General features: G+C 54.3%; 19 protein-coding genes. 10 read left to right on the top strand and 9 right to left on the bottom strand.

The window, feature by feature from the left end; all coding sequences use genetic code 11:
• Positions 1-6 precede the first annotated feature (6 nt).
• The 7 genes from tcyN to KAJ71_RS04190 all read right to left on the bottom strand — a co-directional run bounded on the left by tcyN (position 7) and on the right by KAJ71_RS04190 (position 6,075).
• Complete coding sequence (gene tcyN / locus KAJ71_RS04220; protein WP_248944518.1) at positions 7-759, bottom strand: L-cystine ABC transporter ATP-binding protein TcyN; 753 nt, start codon at positions 757-759, stop codon at positions 7-9.
• A gap of 3 nt (positions 760-762) precedes the next feature.
• On the bottom strand, positions 763-1,425 hold the full coding sequence (gene tcyL / locus KAJ71_RS04215; RefSeq protein WP_021180972.1) for a cystine ABC transporter permease: 663 nt from the start codon (positions 1,423-1,425) through the stop codon (positions 763-765).
• Positions 1,425-2,225 (bottom strand): cystine ABC transporter substrate-binding protein, encoded by an 801-nt coding sequence (gene tcyJ, locus KAJ71_RS04210; RefSeq protein ID WP_248944517.1) that lies wholly within the window; start codon positions 2,223-2,225, stop codon positions 1,425-1,427. Before tcyJ ends, tcyL begins: the two co-directional genes overlap by 1 nt.
• A 118-nt stretch (positions 2,226-2,343) precedes the next feature.
• Positions 2,344-3,330, bottom strand: coding sequence for a D-cysteine desulfhydrase (locus tag KAJ71_RS04205; protein WP_248944516.1), 987 nt, complete (start codon positions 3,328-3,330; stop codon positions 2,344-2,346).
• 183 nt (positions 3,331-3,513) lie between these two features.
• Entirely contained in the window at positions 3,514-4,023 is a 510-nt protein-coding gene (fliZ, locus tag KAJ71_RS04200; RefSeq protein WP_248944545.1) for a flagella biosynthesis regulatory protein FliZ, read from the bottom strand.
• A 60-nt stretch (positions 4,024-4,083) separates the two neighbouring features.
• On the bottom strand, positions 4,084-4,806 hold the full coding sequence (locus KAJ71_RS04195; protein ID WP_248944515.1) for an RNA polymerase sigma factor FliA: 723 nt from the start codon (positions 4,804-4,806) through the stop codon (positions 4,084-4,086).
• Between the two features lie 180 nt (positions 4,807-4,986).
• Entirely contained in the window at positions 4,987-6,075 is a 1,089-nt protein-coding gene (locus KAJ71_RS04190; RefSeq protein WP_248944514.1) for a FliC/FljB family flagellin, read from the bottom strand.
• Positions 6,076-6,434: 359 nt separating this feature from the next.
• Between KAJ71_RS04190 and fliD the strand changes: the two genes are divergently transcribed.
• From fliD to KAJ71_RS04170, 4 genes are all read left to right on the top strand, one after another.
• Entirely contained in the window at positions 6,435-7,838 is a 1,404-nt protein-coding gene (fliD, locus tag KAJ71_RS04185) for a flagellar filament capping protein FliD (RefSeq protein WP_248944513.1), read from the top strand.
• A gap of 23 nt (positions 7,839-7,861) precedes the next feature.
• Positions 7,862-8,272 carry a flagellar export chaperone FliS gene (gene fliS / locus KAJ71_RS04180; protein ID WP_248944512.1) on the top strand — a complete coding sequence of 137 codons (411 nt, stop codon included), beginning with the start codon at positions 7,862-7,864 and terminating at the stop codon, positions 8,270-8,272.
• A complete protein-coding gene (gene fliT / locus KAJ71_RS04175; protein WP_248944511.1) occupies positions 8,272-8,640 on the top strand; it encodes a flagella biosynthesis regulatory protein FliT in 369 nt (122 codons plus the stop codon). The genes fliS and fliT overlap by 1 nt, the downstream gene beginning before the upstream one ends.
• A 313-nt stretch (positions 8,641-8,953) precedes the next feature.
• On the top strand, positions 8,954-9,823 hold the full coding sequence (locus KAJ71_RS04170) for a helix-turn-helix transcriptional regulator (protein ID WP_248944510.1): 870 nt from the start codon (positions 8,954-8,956) through the stop codon (positions 9,821-9,823).
• A 62-nt stretch (positions 9,824-9,885) separates the two neighbouring features.
• Here KAJ71_RS04170 and KAJ71_RS04165 read toward each other — a convergent pair whose 3' ends face one another.
• Both KAJ71_RS04165 and fliE read right to left on the bottom strand, forming a co-directional pair.
• Positions 9,886-10,104, bottom strand: a complete 219-nt coding sequence (locus KAJ71_RS04165; RefSeq protein ID WP_248944509.1) for a hypothetical protein — start codon at positions 10,102-10,104, stop codon at positions 9,886-9,888.
• Between the two features lie 542 nt (positions 10,105-10,646).
• A complete protein-coding gene (fliE, locus tag KAJ71_RS04160; RefSeq protein ID WP_248944544.1) occupies positions 10,647-10,961 on the bottom strand; it encodes a flagellar hook-basal body complex protein FliE in 315 nt (104 codons plus the stop codon).
• A 318-nt stretch (positions 10,962-11,279) separates the two neighbouring features.
• Here fliE and fliF point away from each other — a divergent pair, with 318 nt between their 5' ends.
• From fliF to KAJ71_RS04130, 6 genes are read left to right on the top strand one after another with little or no spacing between them, the layout of a single operon-like run.
• Positions 11,280-12,962 (top strand): flagellar basal-body MS-ring/collar protein FliF, encoded by a 1,683-nt coding sequence (gene fliF / locus KAJ71_RS04155; RefSeq protein ID WP_248944508.1) that lies wholly within the window; start codon positions 11,280-11,282, stop codon positions 12,960-12,962.
• The gene (gene fliG, locus KAJ71_RS04150; protein WP_248944507.1) at positions 12,959-13,951 is read left to right on the top strand and encodes a flagellar motor switch protein FliG; all 993 of its coding nucleotides are present in this window, start codon (positions 12,959-12,961) and stop codon (positions 13,949-13,951) included. Before fliF ends, fliG begins: the two co-directional genes overlap by 4 nt.
• Positions 13,944-14,642, top strand: coding sequence for a flagellar assembly protein FliH (gene fliH / locus KAJ71_RS04145; RefSeq protein WP_248944506.1), 699 nt, complete (start codon positions 13,944-13,946; stop codon positions 14,640-14,642). Before fliG ends, fliH begins: the two co-directional genes overlap by 8 nt.
• A complete protein-coding gene (gene fliI / locus KAJ71_RS04140; RefSeq protein WP_248944505.1) occupies positions 14,642-16,003 on the top strand; it encodes a flagellar protein export ATPase FliI in 1,362 nt (453 codons plus the stop codon). Before fliH ends, fliI begins: the two co-directional genes overlap by 1 nt.
• 18 nt (positions 16,004-16,021) lie before the next feature.
• A complete protein-coding gene (fliJ, locus tag KAJ71_RS04135) occupies positions 16,022-16,468 on the top strand; it encodes a flagellar export protein FliJ (protein ID WP_248944504.1) in 447 nt (148 codons plus the stop codon).
• Complete coding sequence (locus tag KAJ71_RS04130) at positions 16,465-17,685, top strand: flagellar hook-length control protein FliK (protein ID WP_248944503.1); 1,221 nt, start codon at positions 16,465-16,467, stop codon at positions 17,683-17,685. Before fliJ ends, KAJ71_RS04130 begins: the two co-directional genes overlap by 4 nt.
• Positions 17,686-17,736: the final 51 nt, after the last annotated feature.

The following is a 17,736-nucleotide window of genomic DNA, read 5'->3' as shown; positions in this document are numbered from 1 at the left end:
ACAAGATCACTGATTGAGAAACTTATCTAGAAACTGCTTGGTGCGCTGATGCTGCGGGTTGGCGAACAACGCCTTCGCTGGCCCCTGCTCAACAATGCGGCCATGATCCATAAAAATGGCGCGGTCGGCTACGTCACGGGCAAAGCTCATCTCGTGCGTGACGATCACCATGGTGCGTTTCTCTTCTGCCAAGGCGCGAATAGTATTGAGCACTTCGCCAACCAGCTCAGGATCCAGCGCAGAGGTCGGTTCATCAAACAAAATAACCTCAGGCTGCATTGCTAACGCCCTGGCAATGGCTACGCGCTGCTGCTGACCGCCGGACAAACGTCTAGGGTAGGCCTGTTCTTTACCGCTCAGCCCCACTTTTGCCAACAATACACGCGCCCGCTTTTCAGCGCTGGCCTTGGCCTCTCCTTTAACGATCACCGGCCCTTCGATGATGTTTTCCAGCACCGAACGGTGGGGAAACAGGTTGAAGCCCTGAAAAACAAAGCCCACCTGCTGGCGCAAAGCTCGTACCTGATTTTTTTGTTTGCTCAGCGGGCGAGCGCTATCGATCAGGATCTCACCAACGCGGATAGTACCAGAATCCGGCACCTCCAGCAGGTTGATGCTGCGTAGCAAGGTCGTCTTACCGGAACCACTCGGCCCGATAATCGCCACCACTTCACCCGCGTTCACCTCAAGATCAATACCGTGCAACACGGTCTGCCCTTTGAACTTTTTAACCAACTGTCTGACTTCGATAGCGCTCATCGGCTACTCCTGATCCTGACGGTTAACGTGCGCTTCCAGACGGTTTTGCAACGCGGAAAGCAAGGTGGCCATCACCCAGTAGATCAGCGATGCCGCCAGATACATGGCGAACACTTCCAGCGTACGTGAGGTGATCAGCTGCGCCTGACGGAACAGCTCCGGCACCTGAATGGTCGCCGCCAGCGAGGTATCCTTGACCAAACCGATAAAGCTGTTGCCCAGCGGTGGCAACGCGGTGCGGGCCGCCTGCGGCAGGATCACACGGCGCAGGGTCTGCCAGGGCGTCATGCCGATACTGGCCGCCGCTTCCCACTGCCCTTTATCGATCGAGGAAATAGCCGCACGCAGCGTTTCCGACGTATAGGCTGCGGTGTTTAATGAAAGGCCGATTAATGCCGCAGGGAACGGATCCAGTTCGATGCCAAACTGCGGTAAACCGTAATAGATCATAAACAGCTGAGCGATCAGCGGCGTACCGCGAAACAGGGACACGTAGATGCGTGACAGCCAGGAGATCGGCCATAACGGCGAAAGGCGCATCAGCGCCAACAGAAACCCGAGGATCAAACCGAGCGCCATGCCTCCCAGACTGAGCTGGAGGGTCAACAGCGCACCCCGTAATAAAAATGGCGCTGAATCCAGCGCCAGTTGAATACTCTCTTGCATTATTTAGTTACGTCCGCGCCAAACCATTTTTCAGAGATCTTCGCCAACGTACCGTCTTGCTGCATATGGGCAATCGCCTGATCGATAGCGGCAAGCAGTTCCGGATTGTTTTTACGCACTGCTACGCCAGATTCCTGCCGAGAGAAGGCCGGGCCAGCGACGGCCAGCGTATCGCCGGTTTTTTTCACCAGATCCAACGCCGCCAGACGGTCGACCAAAATAGCATCGATGCGGCCTACACGCAGATCCTGATACTTAGTTGGGTCATCGTCGTAGGTTCGCACATCAACACCCTGCACATTTTCACGCAGCCACTGTTCGTAGTTGGTGCCCAGACCCACGCCGACCTTCTTACCCTTCAGATCGTCGGCCTTGGTAATAATGCCTTCATTGCCTTTCTTCACCAGCGCCTGGATACCAGAAACGGTATATGGGGTAGAGAAATCGTACTTTTTCTTACGCTCATCAGAGATGGTGACCTGGTTGATCACCACGTCGATACGCTTGGACTCCAACGAGGCCAACATACCATCCCATTTGGTTGGATTGAGCTTAGCCTTCAACCCCAGATGTTCCGCCAGTGCATTAGCGAAATCCACCTCAAAGCCGGTCAGTTTGCCATCCTCGCCCTGGAAGCTGAACGGCGGATAGGTGCCTTCCAGCCCAACGATCAGCGTGCCACGCTGCTTGACCTGATCGAGCAGGTTATCGGCCGCGTAGGTTTTCACGCTTAACCCGGTGGTCAACGCCACGGCCATCATACCCAGCAGCAGTTGACGACGAAATTTTGAAAAGACCATAGACACCCCATCTGTTGTTTATCTTTTTGATTTCATGACTTTAACAGTCACGAATACTTCATAAAGGAATATAAACTGATAACTATAGTTCTAAATGGAATAACAAATTTGCTCGGCATTAGACCTGTGGGTGATAAGCGAACAGCGCCGGTGCCCCACCGGTGTGCACAAACAGGATCGGACCTTCATCGCGAAAACGTTTCTGGCTGATGCCATCAATCAACCCCGCCATCGCCTTACCAGTATAGACCGGGTCCAGCAGCACACCTTCCTGCTGTGCCAACAACTTCACCGCCGCCATGCCTTCATCATTCGGCATTCCGTACTGCGGGGCAAAATAGTCATCCCACAAGGTGATAGGTGCCAATGCGTCAATATTCAGCGAACAGGCGACCGCTTTTTGCAGTTGTTCAACCTTAGGTAACTGATCGATCACCTTGCGGGAAACGGTCACGCCAATCAGTTCGCTCTCCGGCAGCAGTTGCTGTAGCCCCACCGCCAGACCGGCGTGAGTCCCGGCACTACCGGATGCCACCACAATCGAACTGAAAGTGACATCATGGCTCTGCGCGGCAATTTCCAGCGCACACTGCACATAGCCCAATGAACCGAGCGCGTTGGAGCCGCCAACGGGGACGACATAAGGGCGGAAGCCCTGGGCTTCCAAACGAGTGGCGAGATCTGCCAGCTGCACCTGCGGATCGTGTAGGGCATCGCACATCACCACTTCAACATTGAACAGATCGAGCAGCAGGCGGTTACCGTTACTGAGGTAATTTTCCGCTTTGGTATCGATGGGGTTTTCCAACAGCGCCACGCATTGCAGGCCGAGCTTGGCCGCCACGGCGGCGGTCTGGCGAACGTGGTTGGATTGAATGGCACCGGCGGTAACCAGGGTATCGGCCCCTTGGCGAATCGCGTCGGCGGCTAAAAACTCCAGCTTTCTCAGCTTGTTGCCACCCATCGCCATCGGCGTGACATCGTCACGTTTGATGTAAATTTCGCGGCCAAGGTAGTTTGAAAGGCGGGATAACTTTTCGAGCGGCGTGGCAGAGCCAACCAAATCCAGGCGCGGGAATTGCGCCAGTTGCTGTTGCAGATCCACAACTTCCCCCAGGGAATAAAATAACGGTGTTTGAGTGATAGATTTATCAGATGTGCTCTGAATAATCACTCTTTATTCGTGGGGTGGGGGCAGGTTCCCCCGGCCTACTGACCGGGTCGTGCCTTGCAACGCGTCCAAATGACCTCCAGCGGTGCTCACGTGCAATGGAGGGACACAACCTTATCAGTAGCTTTTTTGCCAGGCCAGGTACTGGTCGTATTTGCGCAGCGCGATACGGTAGTTATCGTTCGCCGCCGGTAGCAGATCGTCGATAATACACTGATGGTTGAATGCGCTGGCAAACTGATCGGCAGGATAGTTATGTGCCACCAGCATTTCATCCAGGCGCCGCAGGCGCACGACATATTCGCGGATGGTGCTGTGGTTCATCTCGGTCTGTTCAAACAGATACTGTTTAAACGCCATGATGTCGAAGTAGCTGGGATGACTATTACAGGAGATTTCACTACAAAACCGGCATAGCGCAGTCAACTCGCTTTGCACGTTTTGCCAGACCAAATCGTCAATCAGCTGATCCATCCCGGCGATGGCCTCCTTATTGATGATCTTGCCACGGAACACCAGCGTCATGCGCTCGAGCACCTTCTCGCACTGGGAACAATGGGTTTGGCTGTGTTTATAATCTTTCAGGTAGCGGCTGAGTGGCCGTTTCTTCAACTGTTTTCCTGGCATCATTTGCAGTCCATTTATTGCGGCAGTAATCAGGTTGGTTAAGGAGGCAGGCTTTGAGGTTCAGGTGTCCTGGGCCAGACGTGCCCGCAGGCGTTTAATCGCCTGGCTGTGCAACTGGCTGACTCGCGACTCACCCACATCGAGCACTGCGCCAATTTCCTTCAGATTCAACTCCTCCTGGTAATACAACGTCAGCACCAGTTTTTCGCGTTCCGGTAGCGCCTCGATGGCGTCGATCACCCGCTGGCGTAGGTTGCCCTCCAGCAGTTGATGCAGCGGATTGGCAGCCTCATGACCTTCCAGCACCGGTTCGGCGCTGTCGCCATGCTCTTCCTGCCATTCGTCGTAGGAAAATAGCTGGCTATTATTGGTGTCCAGCAGGATCTGGCGATACTCATCCAGCGAGATATCCAATCCCTGGGCCACCTCCACTTCGCTGGCCGGGCGGCCAAGCCGCTGTTCCAACTGCTGCATCATGCGCGCCACTTCCCGGGCGTTGCGGCGTACACTGCGCGGCACCCAGTCACGGCTGCGCAACTCGTCGAGCATCGCTCCGCGAATACGCTGCACGGCATAGGTCGTGAAGGCGGTTCCTTGCAGGGCATCGTAACGCTCAACGGCGTTTAACAGCCCTATTCCCCCGGCTTGCAGCAGATCGTCCAGCTCCACGCTGGCGGGCAGCCTAACCTGCAGGCGTAACGCCTCGTGGCGCACTAGCGGGACATAGCGCAACCAGAGAGAATTTTTGTCCATGACGCCTTCGGCGGTATACAGATCGCTCACAATGTCTAACCTGCGGATAACGGAGTCATAGCTATTATCCGTAGCGGGCGAAATACCAATCGTCTGAACAGCCGTACAAAACGGGCTTTATTTGCGCCATGTAAAAACGCTGACGGCAGCAGAAGATAAAAAACCCTGCCGAAGCAGGGTTTGGATGACAGGCTAATCGGAGAGAGTTGATTAACGCAGCAGAGTCAGTACGTTCTGGGTAGACTGGTTAGCCTGGGCCAGAACCGAGGTGCCAGCCTGTTGCAGGATGTTGGCACGGCTCATGTTGGATACTTCGGTCGCGTAGTCGGCATCTTGAATGCGAGACTGGGAAGCAGACAGGTTGTTCACGGTGCTGTTCAGGTTGTTGATAACAGAATCGAAACGGTTCTGTACCGCACCCAGGGAAGAGCGCAGGTTGTCAACTTGTGACAGGGCTTTGTCCAGCGTTGCCAGCGGATCGTCGATCTTGACTTCAACTGGGGTGCCTTCTTTCTCAAATTTAACAGTATCAGGTGCGCCAGCAGCAGCAGGAGTAAAGGTCGCTTTGGCTGTGGAATACGTCTTCTTGCCATCATCACCGGTGGTTTCAACCAGATACATGGTTTTGCCATTTTTGTCGGTACCAGATACCAACTTGTCTTTACCAGTCAGCGTAGAAGAATCAACTTTCGCATCTCCAACTGTACCAGCGTTATCATATTTGATGGTAGAGTCATTAGCGATCTTAGAACCAACACGGTTGCCTTTTTCGGTCACGTTGAAGGTGTCCAGCTTCAGTTCTTCAGAGTTGATCTTCTGCAGGTCAATATCGATAGTTTCACTATCGTTAGCGCCAACCTGAATGGTCAGTTTCTGATCTTTGCTCAACACTTTTACGCCGTTGAAATCGGTCTGTTCAGAGATACGGTCGATTTCACTCAGACGCTGGGTGATTTCGTCCTGGATGGATTTCAAATCGCTGTCTGAGTTGGAGCCGTTCTGTGCCTGTACGGTCAGACGACGGATGTTCTGCAGGTTGTCGTTAACTTCGTTCAGTGCGCCTTCGGTAGTCTGCGCCAGGGAGATACCGTCGTTAGCGTTACGGGAGGCTTGAGTCAGCCCCTTGATGTTAGAGGTGAAACGGTTAGAGATCGCCTGACCCGCAGCATCATCCTTCGCGCTGTTGATACGCAGACCAGAAGACAGACGCTCGATAGCGGTCCCCAGAGAAGACTGAGATTTGTTCAGGTTGTTCTGCGCCATCAACGACAGGCTGTTGGTATTAATTACTTGTGCCATAATTTGCTTTCCTTACGAATCAGTTGCGACGTTCGCATTCACAATTAAAGGGTTCGGACCTTGTTGGCCCACGGCGTCAACCACCGTCACATCAGGTATCGGCGCTGCCCCTGCAACCTTTAATTTTTTTTTCCGTTTTTTTCATTTTTCGCCAATGGCGCGAATAACGCTGTTTTTCCCTCTTCTACTGCGCCATCGTTTTTTCTATTTATCCGTAAACTTTTTGCATACTGAGCCGATAACGCATAGAGCGTATATACCCGATGGATTTCAAATGGCCGCAGAGCATCATTGCCTGATGCTCGCGAGCGACTGGCAAGACAACGGGTAACTAGTTTTTGATTATAGGAGAATGACGAATGGCATCGATTAGTTCATTAGGCATCGGCTCAGGGTTGGACCTCAATGGCTTGCTGGACAAGCTGAGCAAGGCGGAACAACAACGTCTGACGCCTTATACCACCCAGCAAAGCAGTTATAACGCCAAGTTGACCGCCTACGGCACGCTGAAAAGCGCGCTGGAAAAATTCGATAACCTGAGCAAAGAATTGGCCAAGCCGGAGTTCTTTAACAACACCACCGCCAGCGAACACGACCAGTTTAAAGTGACCACCACGGCCAAATCGGTGCCGGGTAACTACAGCGTTGAAGTGCAGCACCTGGCACAGCCGCAAACCCTGACGACGACGACAGAGATCAAGGATCAGGCTGAGAAGCTGGGGACCAGTGGTGCCAGCGACCGCTCGGTTTCCATCACCGCCGGCAATCCGCCCAAAGAAGTGAAAATCCCGCTCAGCGACAATCAAACCTCACTGCTGGAAATGCGCGATGCCATCAACGGCGCCAAGGCTGGGGTGAATGCCACTATTATGCGCGTGGGCGATAACGAGTATCAGTTGGCTATCAGTTCCTCCACCACAGGCGAAAACAATACGGTCAAGGTGCAGGTCAATAATGACGATAAACTGGGGGCGGTCTTAAATTACGATCCCACCAGCACCAACAATGCGATGAAGGAAACGGTCAAAGGCCAGGATGCGCAGGTGACCATCAACGGCACCACCATCAAGCGCAGCACCAACTCGATCGCCGATGCCCTGCAAGGGGTCACGCTGGATTTGAAAACCACTACCAAACCGGGCGAACCACAGAACCTGGTGGTCTCCGCCGATAAAAACGGCTCCGCGGACAAGGTCAAAGCCTGGGTTGATAGTTATAACTCACTGCTGGATACCTTCAACTCCCTGACCAAATTCACCCCGGTCAAGAGTGGGGAGGCACAGAACGCAAATAACGGGGCATTACTGGGCGACAACACGCTGCGCGGCATCCAGTCTTCCATTAAGAGTGCGCTGAGCGCCGCACAGGATAACCCGGAGCTGAAGGGCTTGGGTAACCTCGGCATTACCACCAATACCAAAACCGGCAAGCTGGAACTGGACAGCGAAAAGTTGAAAAAGGCGATTGATGAAAAGCCCGATCAGGTGGCCAATTTCTTCGCCGGTGATGGCAAGGAGAGCGGTATGGCAACGGAAATCCACAATGAGATCCAAAACTACATCAAGGCAGGTGGGGTCATTGAGAACTCTACTAAGAGTATCAACACTAACCTTGACCGTTTGAATACCCAAATCACCCGAGTGACTGAAAGTATTCAAAGCACCATCGATCGTTACAAACAGCAATTTGTTCAGTTGGATACCATGATGTCGAAGCTAAATGGTACCAGTAATTATTTAACCCAACAGTTCGCGTCTAAATAGGCGCGTTAACCAGGTAAAATAGCATGTACAACCGCAGCGGAACCCAGGCTTACGCCCAGGTGAGTGTAGAAAGTGGCGTGATGGGTGCCAGCCCGCACCAGCTAATCGTGATGCTATTCGACGGGGCGCTCAGCGCCCTGCTTCGTGCACGCATCCTGATGAATCAGGGGAATATCGCCGGCAAGGGGCTGGCGATCTCGAAGGCGATTAATATCATTGATAACGGGCTGAAAAATGGCCTCAATCATGAACAGGGTGGGGAGATCGCCGATAATCTCGCGGCCCTATATGACTATATGAAACGCCGTCTGATGCAGGCCAACCTGCACAATGATGTCGCGGCGCTTGACGAGGTCAGCGGGCTGCTGGAAAACATTGCCGACGCCTGGCGTCAAATTGGCCCCAATTATCAACCCGCTCAGGACGGCGTATAATGGAACACTACCAACAACTGCTATCAGCTTATCAACTGATCCAAACCCTGAGTGAGCAAATGATCACCCTGGCGCAGGCTGGCCAGTGGGATGCGCTGATTGAAATGGAGATCACCTACGTCCAGGCGGTAGAAACAACCGCCAAACAGGTGAGTATCTCTGAGCTATCTCCGGCCTTGCAGGAAATTTTACGCAGCAAATTGCAGCAAATCCTCAACAACGAAACCGAACTTAAGCGACTGATGCAGTTACGCATGGACAAATTAACGGTTTTGATCGCGCAATCCACCCGCCAAAGCGTGGTTAACAGCACCTATGGTCAATTCCACGACCGCGCTTTGCTGCTTGGTGAACCACAATCAAGTTAAATCTTATGTTTAATTGCCTGTCTTGAGTGATTAATAGGATAAAACACTATTATTATCCCATTGTACCATAATATAAATGCATGAGATTTGAATAATTCGTATGGCAGGTAATGCATGAAAATGCAAACCGCTGGCATTATTGTCGATTTAATGGATAACATTTATCCCAACACGGACGTTTTCTGTTCAACAGGAAACTGATTCTTGACAAGCAAATTACCGAGTTGTGATCGGCAACAGACGAAAAAATGTTGCTCCATCACCCAGCAAAGCGTAAAGATATTCGTAGATAATAACGATGAAATGAATATTGATGGAACGCTTAATTAATTATTGTCCCGGGATCGGTGCATCAGCACACATCATTCAGCATACTGAACTACGACTTCCGTCGCTCTATTTTGAGCAGACGCATCTGTTTTTGATCCAGCAAGGGCAAACACGTATACGGTGGCAGCAGCGGGAGGTGGTAGCTCGCGTTGGGGAGATGTTGATCGTAGAGGGTGGGCTAACCGCCGATGTGATTAATAGCCTTTCAGACAGCGGAGTGTTCAGCTGCCAACTGCTGATTTGCGATCCCTTGCTGTTTGATACGTTAGCCAATACGCCTATCACACCGCCCGCTATCCCTTTCACCGGTGTCACTACGCTGACGAAGATGCCCAGCCCGTTTTTACACAGTTTTGAAACCGCTGCGCTGGCACTGACGCTACATGATCGTTTTCCCCAGATGATTATCCACCATAAAATGTGCGAAATCCTACTGTGGTTGGCACATTTGGGTATTCGCTTTACTCACAAGGAAGCTAACGATCTGACTCAGCAGGTGCGCCGCTTGCTGGCAACCGATCCGCACCGGATTTGGACTGCCGCCGGAGTGGCTGAAAATCTGATGATGAGTGAGGTGGTACTGCGGCGTAAACTATCGACGGAGAATACCGCCTTGCGCAGCCTGATGATCGACGTACGTATGAGCCGTGCGCTGCTCTTGTTACAGGCGACAGACTGGCCGATTTCTGCCATTGCGCAGTATGTGAGCTATGAAAGTTCTTCTCGTTTTGCCGAGCGCTTTCGTAAACGATTCGGCTTCGCGCCTACCGCTATCCGTGGGCACCAGCGAATAATGCAGCCCACCGCCATGCAGTCCCCTTCCTATCCATGGCTAAATACGGTAGAGGAATAAGTGCTGATGATAACAACGGCAGGTTAAGGATGTTACTAAGGCCACCCAGAGTGGCCCGTACATCAGCTGAGCGTCACTAACACATAGGTTAATACGGCCAATACAATTAACATGACACTGCTGAAAAAACGCCATCTTACTTCACTTTTAGTGCTCATTATCTTTCCTGAATAAATACTTAACCCGAGGGTTTCCTCTGGTGCTGAATGAGACTCAATCGCTTCACCGTCGGCCTCTACATTGCTCAATACCTTTTTGCGTAGTCTACCTACCTGTTCCATCTGCTCATCGTTAAGCACTTTTATAAAACCGAGAGGTCGGCTAGCGGCCACGTATAGAGCAACAGAAAATAACATCATGCAAAAAACAAAAAATCAGGCCAATTTATTAACAATCACTCCTTCATTAACGGCAACATATAACATTCAAAAATCAAACACCAAAAATACATTTAATAGACATGGAAAATAACAATGTAAGATATTTCCATTTAAAAATAGAGATGCGTCTGGTTTACATCCTGTTAATTGACTTTTGAGACAATAACCACAAATATTAGCTTGGTTAACCAATTTCAAGGAGGATATAGTGGAGTATTTGGTGGCGTCGCTGACAATTTTGTGCATTTATTCCTTTAAAAAACACGCCAAGGTTATTGATAGTAAAAAAATCGGTGTTACCCATAAAAAACACCGTCGACGCTCAAAACACCGGCTATCTATGATTTATTGATTGAACAAACGGACCGAAAAACCCATTAGGGAGGCATACGCCAATACAGAACAGATTATCGTTGTACGCTATAGCCGCCCTGCCTTTACCACTACACTGCCATGTTCATCACGTCCTGATAAGCCGCGACCAGTTTATTACGCACCTGTACACCCAGTTGCAAAGACACCGAAGATTTTTGCAGATCGACCATAACGTCGTTCAGACTGATACCTGGCACACCCAATTCAAAATCCTGGGCTTGCTGGCGTGCGGTTTGTTGAGTCTCGCTAATCTTACCAAGAGCCGCCTTTAACTCGCTGGCAAAGCTGGCTCCCTGCACCGGATCGTTTTGTCGCAGCGCTCCAGCCTGAACCGCCGTGGCCTGCAACTGCTGCAACACTCCTTCAATACCCTGAATTGCCATCATGACCTCATCACTTCATTCATACCCTATGGATTTCAAGCGGTGACTTGAAAAACGACGGGGAAAACCGCGTATTCATTCACCTGCATGATCCCGATGCTGCACACCCTACCACAGTGCTTTACGGTTAAAGCGGCTAATTAACTGCAAAAACACCGGTTTATCGGGCCATCAAAATTGGCCTTAAGGGCAAATAATGGCATGCCCAAAAATGGGGGCGCTTTTGTTAGGCCGTAAAGAACTGTGTATCAGGGAGTCTGTTTTGTCATCACACAACAACGCTAGCCATACCTCGAACCCACCTGAGTGGGTACCAGCATGAATGGTGAAAGCCGTGATAACGGCCTGCTGGCCTTATGGAATCGCCTGCGTGCCAACCCTAAAATTCCACTACTGATCGCGGCCTCAGCGGCGATCGCCATCGTGGTTGCGCTGACGCTATGGGCAAAAAGCCCGGATTACCGTGTGCTGTACAGCAATCTCAACGATCGCGACGGCGGTGCTATCGTCACGCAGCTGACGCAGATGAACATCCCCTATCGCTTTACCGAGAACGGCTCGGCGCTAATGATCCCGGCAGAAAAGGTGCATGAAACGCGCCTGCGTCTGGCGCAACAAGGGCTGCCCAAGGGAGGTGCTGTCGGCTTTGAACTGCTGGATCAGGAAAAATTCGGCATCAGCCAGTTCAGCGAGCAGATCAACTATCAGCGGGCGCTGGAAGGCGAACTGTCGCGCACTATCGAATCCCTGGGGCCGGTGCAGAATGCCCGTGTGCATCTGGCACTGCCTAAACCTTCGCTGTTTGTGCGCGAACAAAAAAACCCTTCAGCTTCCGTGACGCTAACGCTGCAACCAGGTCGCACCTTGGACGACGGCCAGATCAATGCCGTGGTATATATGGTGTCCAGCAGCGTGGCCGGTTTACCGCCTGGCAATGTCACGGTGGTCGATCAGGCGGGCCGCTTACTGACCCAATCCGACGGCACCGGGCGCGATCTCAATGCCGCGCAGTTGAAGTACGCCAACGAGGTCGAGAACCGCTATCAACGACGTATTGAAGCCATTCTGGCACCGATTGTCGGCAGCGCGAACGTGCGTGCACAGGTAACGGCACAAATCGATTTCTCCACCCGCGAGCAAACCGACGAACAGTACCAGCCCAACCAACAGCCGGATAAATCCGCGATACGCTCCAGACAGCTCAGCCAGAGTGAACAGAATGGCGGGCAACAGATCGGCGGCGTACCGGGCGCTCTTTCCAACCAGCCTAGTGCAGCACCGACTGCGCCGATTGAAACACCAAAAAATACTGCTGCGGGCAATACTCCTGCCACGGCAAATAATGCCAATAACAACACGCGTACCGGAGCTAGCGGTAACGTAGCGCAAAACAGTCGCCGTGATGAAACCACCAACTACGAGGTGGATCGCACCATTCGTCATACTCAGCACAAAGCTGGGGCAGTGGAACGGCTGTCGGTTGCCGTCGTGCTCAACACCCTGGGTACCGATAAAGATGGCAAACCGCAGCCCATGAGCAAAGAGCAGTTGGCCCAGGTGGAATCTCTGGTCCGTGAAGCGATGGGCTATTCCAGCAGCCGTGGCGATACGCTCAACGTGGTCAACACCCAGTTCAACGATGTAGAGCAGACCGGCGGCGAGTTGCCTTTCTGGCAGTCACAGTCGTTTATCGAGCAGTTGTTCAACGCAGGCCGCTATTTGCTGGTACTGCTGGTGGCCTGGATTTTGTGGCGCAAGCTGGTTCGTCCGCAACTGCAAAACCGTCAGGTAGCGCAACAGGCTGCGGTGGTCGCTGCCAATACACCAGCCAGTCGCCCAACTGAGGTGAACAAGCCAAGTAATGAAGAACAGGCGTTGCATAAGAAATCACAGCAGCGCGTTAATGCTGAAGTCCAGAGCCAGCGGATCCGCGAACTGGCAGATAAAGATCCACGCGTGGTCGCCCTGGTGATCCGCCAATGGATGAGTAACGAACTATGAGCCTGACAGGTACCGAAAAGAGCGCCATCCTGCTGATGACGCTAGGTGAAGATCGCGCCGCCGAAGTCTTCAAGCACCTCTCGTCAAGGGAAGTACAACAATTGAGTGGCACCATGGCCAGCATGCGTCAGGTGTCCCACAAACAGTTGGGGGAGGTCCTCCGTGAGTTTGAAGACGACGCCGAACAGTATGCTGCGCTGAGCGTCAATGCCAGCGACTACCTGCGCACGGTGCTGGTTAAAGCCTTGGGTGAGGAACGTGCCAGCAGCCTGCTGGAGGATATTCTCGAATCACGCGAAGACACCTCCGGCATGGAAACGCTCAACTTTATGGAGCCGCAGAGCGCGGCCGATCTGATCCGCGACGAACACCCGCAGATCATCGCCACTATCCTGGTACACCTCAAGCGCGGCCAGGCGGCGGATATCCTGGCACAGTTCGAGGAGCGCCTACGCAACGACGTGATGCTGCGTATCGCCACCTTCGGCGGCGTACAGCCGGACGCCCTGGCAGAGCTGACCGAAGTGCTGAACAATCTGCTGGACGGCCAAAACCTCAAGCGCAGCAAAATGGGAGGTGTACGCACCGCCGCCGAGATTATCAACCTGATGAAAAGCCAACAGGAAGAGGCGGTTATCGGTGCTATGCGCGAATACGACGGCGAGTTGGCGCAGAAAATCATCGACGAAATGTTCCTGTTCGAAAACCTGGTCGAAGTGGACGATCGCAGCATCCAGCGCCTGTTGCAGGACGTGGAAAGCGAATCCCTGCTGATCGCCCTGAAAGGAGCCGAACAGCCGCTGCGCGAGAAGTTCCTCAAAAACATGTCGCAACGCGCCGCCGATATCCTGCGCGACGATCTGGCCAACCGTGGCCCGGTGCGCATGTCGCAGGTAGAGAACGAACAGAAGGCTATCCTGTTGGTGGTACGTCGTCTGGCAGAAACCGGCGAAATGATCATCGGCGGTGGCGAGGACACCTATGTCTGATCGCCTCAACACCCTGCCCTGGCAGCCCTGGTCGCTTAACGATCTGGCAGATCCCAAACCGGTACTGGAACCGGAAAGCCCACCTGAGGTGATCACTATCCCGCAGGACGACAGCATCAACGAACAGCAACGGCTGGAGATGTTACGTTTGCAGGCCCAGCAGCAAGGTCAGCAACAAGGTTTTGCCGAGGGCCAGCAGAAAGGTTATGACGCCGGTTTCCAGGCCGGGCTGGAGGAAGGCCGCGAGCAAGGTATTCTGGCGGGTCAACAGCAGCAACAACCGATCACGGAACATTGGCAGCAGTTGGTTACCGAGTTCCAGCATACGCTGGACGCGCTCGACAGCGTGATTGCCTCGCGCCTGATGCAACTAGCCCTGACGGCGGCCAAACAGGTGATCGGCCAAGCGCCGGTCTGTGACGGTACCGCCCTACTCAGCCAGATCCAACAGTTGCTCCAGCAAGAACCGATGTTCAGCGGTAAACCTCAGCTGCGCGTACACCCGGATGATTATGAACGGGTGGAACAGCAGCTTGGCGTGACCCTCAGCCTGCACGGCTGGCGGCTGCTGGCCGACGGTCAGCTGCATCCTGGCGGTTGTAAGGTCAGCGCAGAAGAAGGCGATCTGGATGCCAGTCTGGCCACCCGCTGGCATGAACTGTGCCGTCTGGCCGCACCGGGAGAGCTGTGATGACCGTTCGTCTCGGCCGCTGGCTGAACTCGCTGGACAGTCTGGAAAAACGCATTGCCCGTGCGCCGACGGTACGCCGTTATGGCCGCCTGACCCGAGCCACCGGGCTGGTACTGGAAGCCACCGGTTTGCAGTTACCGCTGGGGGCTACCTGCCTGATCGAACGCCATGACAGCGGTATGGTGCAGGAGGTAGAAAGCGAGGTAGTCGGTTTTAACGGCCAGCGGCTATTCCTGATGCCGCTGGAAGAGGTTGACGGCATAGTGCCCGGCGCCAGAGTTTATGCTCGCGTCTCCCCCGAAGGGCAAAGCGCCAGCAAACAGTTACCCCTTGGCCCGGCATTGCTTGGCCGGGTGCTAGACGGCGGTGCCAAACCGCTCGATGGCCTGCCGGCACCGGACACCGGCTACCGTGCGCCGCTGATCACCGCCCCATTCAACCCATTGCAGCGCACTCCGATCGAACAGGTACTCGACGTGGGCGTACGCACCATTAACGGGCTGCTTACCGTGGGCCGCGGCCAGCGCATGGGTCTGTTCGCTGGTTCTGGCGTAGGTAAAAGCGTACTGCTTGGCATGATGGCGCGTTACACCCAGGCCGACGTGATCGTCGTTGGGCTGATTGGCGAACGTGGCCGCGAAGTAAAAGACTTTATCGAAAACATCCTCGGCACCGAGGGGCGCGCCCGTTCGGTGGTGATCGCCGCACCGGCAGACGTTTCCCCACTGCTACGTATGCAGGGCGCTGCCTATGCCACCCGCATCGCCGAAGATTTCCGCGATCGTGGCCAACACGTACTGCTGATTATGGATTCCCTTACCCGCTACGCGATGGCGCAACGTGAAATTGCCCTGGCGATCGGCGAACCCCCGGCCACCAAAGGCTATCCGCCTTCGGTATTCGCCAAACTGCCCGCGTTGGTAGAGCGTGCGGGTAACGGCATCAGCGGCGGCGGTTCCATCACCGCTTTTTATACCGTGTTGACCGAAGGTGATGACCAGCAAGACCCGATTGCCGATTCGGCACGTGCCATCCTTGATGGCCATGTGGTGCTCTCCCGGCGCTTGGCGGAAGCGGGCCACTACCCCGCCATCGATATTGAAGCTTCGATCAGTCGTGCCATGACCTCGCTGATCGATGAGGAGCATTACCGGCGGGTACGTAACTTCAAACAAATGCTGGCCAGTTACCAACGTAACCGCGATCTGATCAGTGTAGGAGCCTATGCCGCAGGCAGCGATCCGCTGCTAGACAAGGCCATGACGCTGTATCCGCAGATGGAAGCCTACCTGCAACAGGGTATCTTCGAACGCAGCGGCTATGACGATGCCTGCCAGCAGTTGCAGCAACTGATTGTTTAACCACGGAGCCTGAGCACCATGAAACCACAGTCACCGCTGATTATCCTGCGCGATCTGGCGCAAGATGCCGTAGAACAAGCCGCACAACAGCTCGGCCAGGCACGTCAGGCACAACAGGCGGCGGAGCAACAGCTTGCCATGCTGCTCAACTATCAGGATGAGTATCGACAAAAGCTCAACAGCACCCTGTCTAGCGGCATGGGTTCAGCCAGTTGGCAAAACTATCAGCAGTTTATCGGCACGCTCGAGCAGGCCATCAGCCAGCACCGCCAGCAATTGCTGCAGTGGAGCGAGAAGGTCGAACGGGCGGTCAAGCAGTGGCAGGACAAACAGCAGCGGCTGAACGCTTTCGAAACGCTTAACACCCGCGCCCTCACCGCCGAGCAGATGCTGGAAAACAAGCGTGACCAAAAACTGATGGATGAGTTCGCACAACGTAGTTCACAAAGGAACCTAAACCCATGAATCTCAACGTTCTCTCTGGCCTGCCGGCAACCGCTGATGGCACGGGGACTGGGCTTGCCGCGCTGTCGTTGGATGATGCCGGACTTGCTGCCAGCTTTGCTCAACTGCTCGGCGAGCGATTCACGCCCGATGGGCAGCCAACCGGTAAACCTAACGCGGCACAGCTACTGGTAGACGACCCGCAAATCTCCGCCCTCAGCCGCCAACAGCTTAACCAATTGCTGGCCTCGTTTAGCGATCGTGGCCGGTTGCTGGCCACTCCGCAGGATCGGGATACGGCAGACGATAGCCAAACCCAGTTAAACAAGAGCGATGACGAACAGCCGTTGCAACCTGTCGACACTTTAGATGCGGCAAGCTTGCAGGCCCTGTTTGCCATGCTGCCTGCCGCCGTAGTGCAGCCGTTACCAGGGAACGGGGGAACAGCTGCCACTGAGCCAAACGGGGACGAAGCGCCGCTGACGGGAGCGTCATCGCTGCTAGCCACCCTGAGCGAAAAACCCGCGTTAGCCACGACCGGTCTGCCTGCGTCGAAATCGCAGCCGAGCGTAGACGATAAATCCGCCTTGGCCACCAAAGCTGACACCGCGGCGGTACTGTCTTCTCAGGCCGATAGCAATCAAGATGACGGCACCATCCCACTGAAACTGGCGGCTGAATCGGCGCAACCTTCTGCAATGCCACAGCACGCGGCCCCTGCACCAGTATCTAGTCCGGTCATCGCCAGCCAACCCGTCAGCGCGACAGTGAGCGCAACGGCAACGCCGCAGTTGAACGCTCAACTCGGCAGCCCGGAATGGCAACAGGCGCTGGGTCAGCAGGTGCTGATGTTCCACCGCAACGGTCAACAGAGCGCCGAACTACGCCTGCATCCACAGGAACTGGGTGCCTTGCAAATCACGCTGAAGCTCGACGACAACCAGGCCCAGTTGCATATCGCCTCGGCGCACGGCCAGGTACGTGCGGCGGTGGAAGCCGCGCTGCCCCATCTGCGCCATGCGCTGGCGGAAAGTGGCATCAACCTTGGCCAGAGCAGCGTTGGCGGTGAGTCACTGCCGCAGCCGCAACAGTCACAGCAGCAGGCCTCTCACCAAGGCGGGCAACCTTCCTACCGGGAACAACACGGCAGCGCCGAAACTGGCGTTGAAGCCCTGAGCGCCCCAGCGGCGCTGCAGGCGATGGCACGCTCGGTCGACGGCGTTGATATTTTCGCCTGACGGCGTGCAAACGCCCAAGCTGGCACGCTTTTCCCCGCCTATTCTGGCTAT

It is taken from the genome of Serratia silvae, from assembly GCF_023282985.1.
In the GTDB taxonomy this organism is placed as follows: domain Bacteria; phylum Pseudomonadota; class Gammaproteobacteria; order Enterobacterales; family Enterobacteriaceae; genus Chania; species Chania silvae.
Note: the sequence above shows the minus strand (reverse complement) of the source record. Positions and strands in the feature narration are given on the sequence as shown.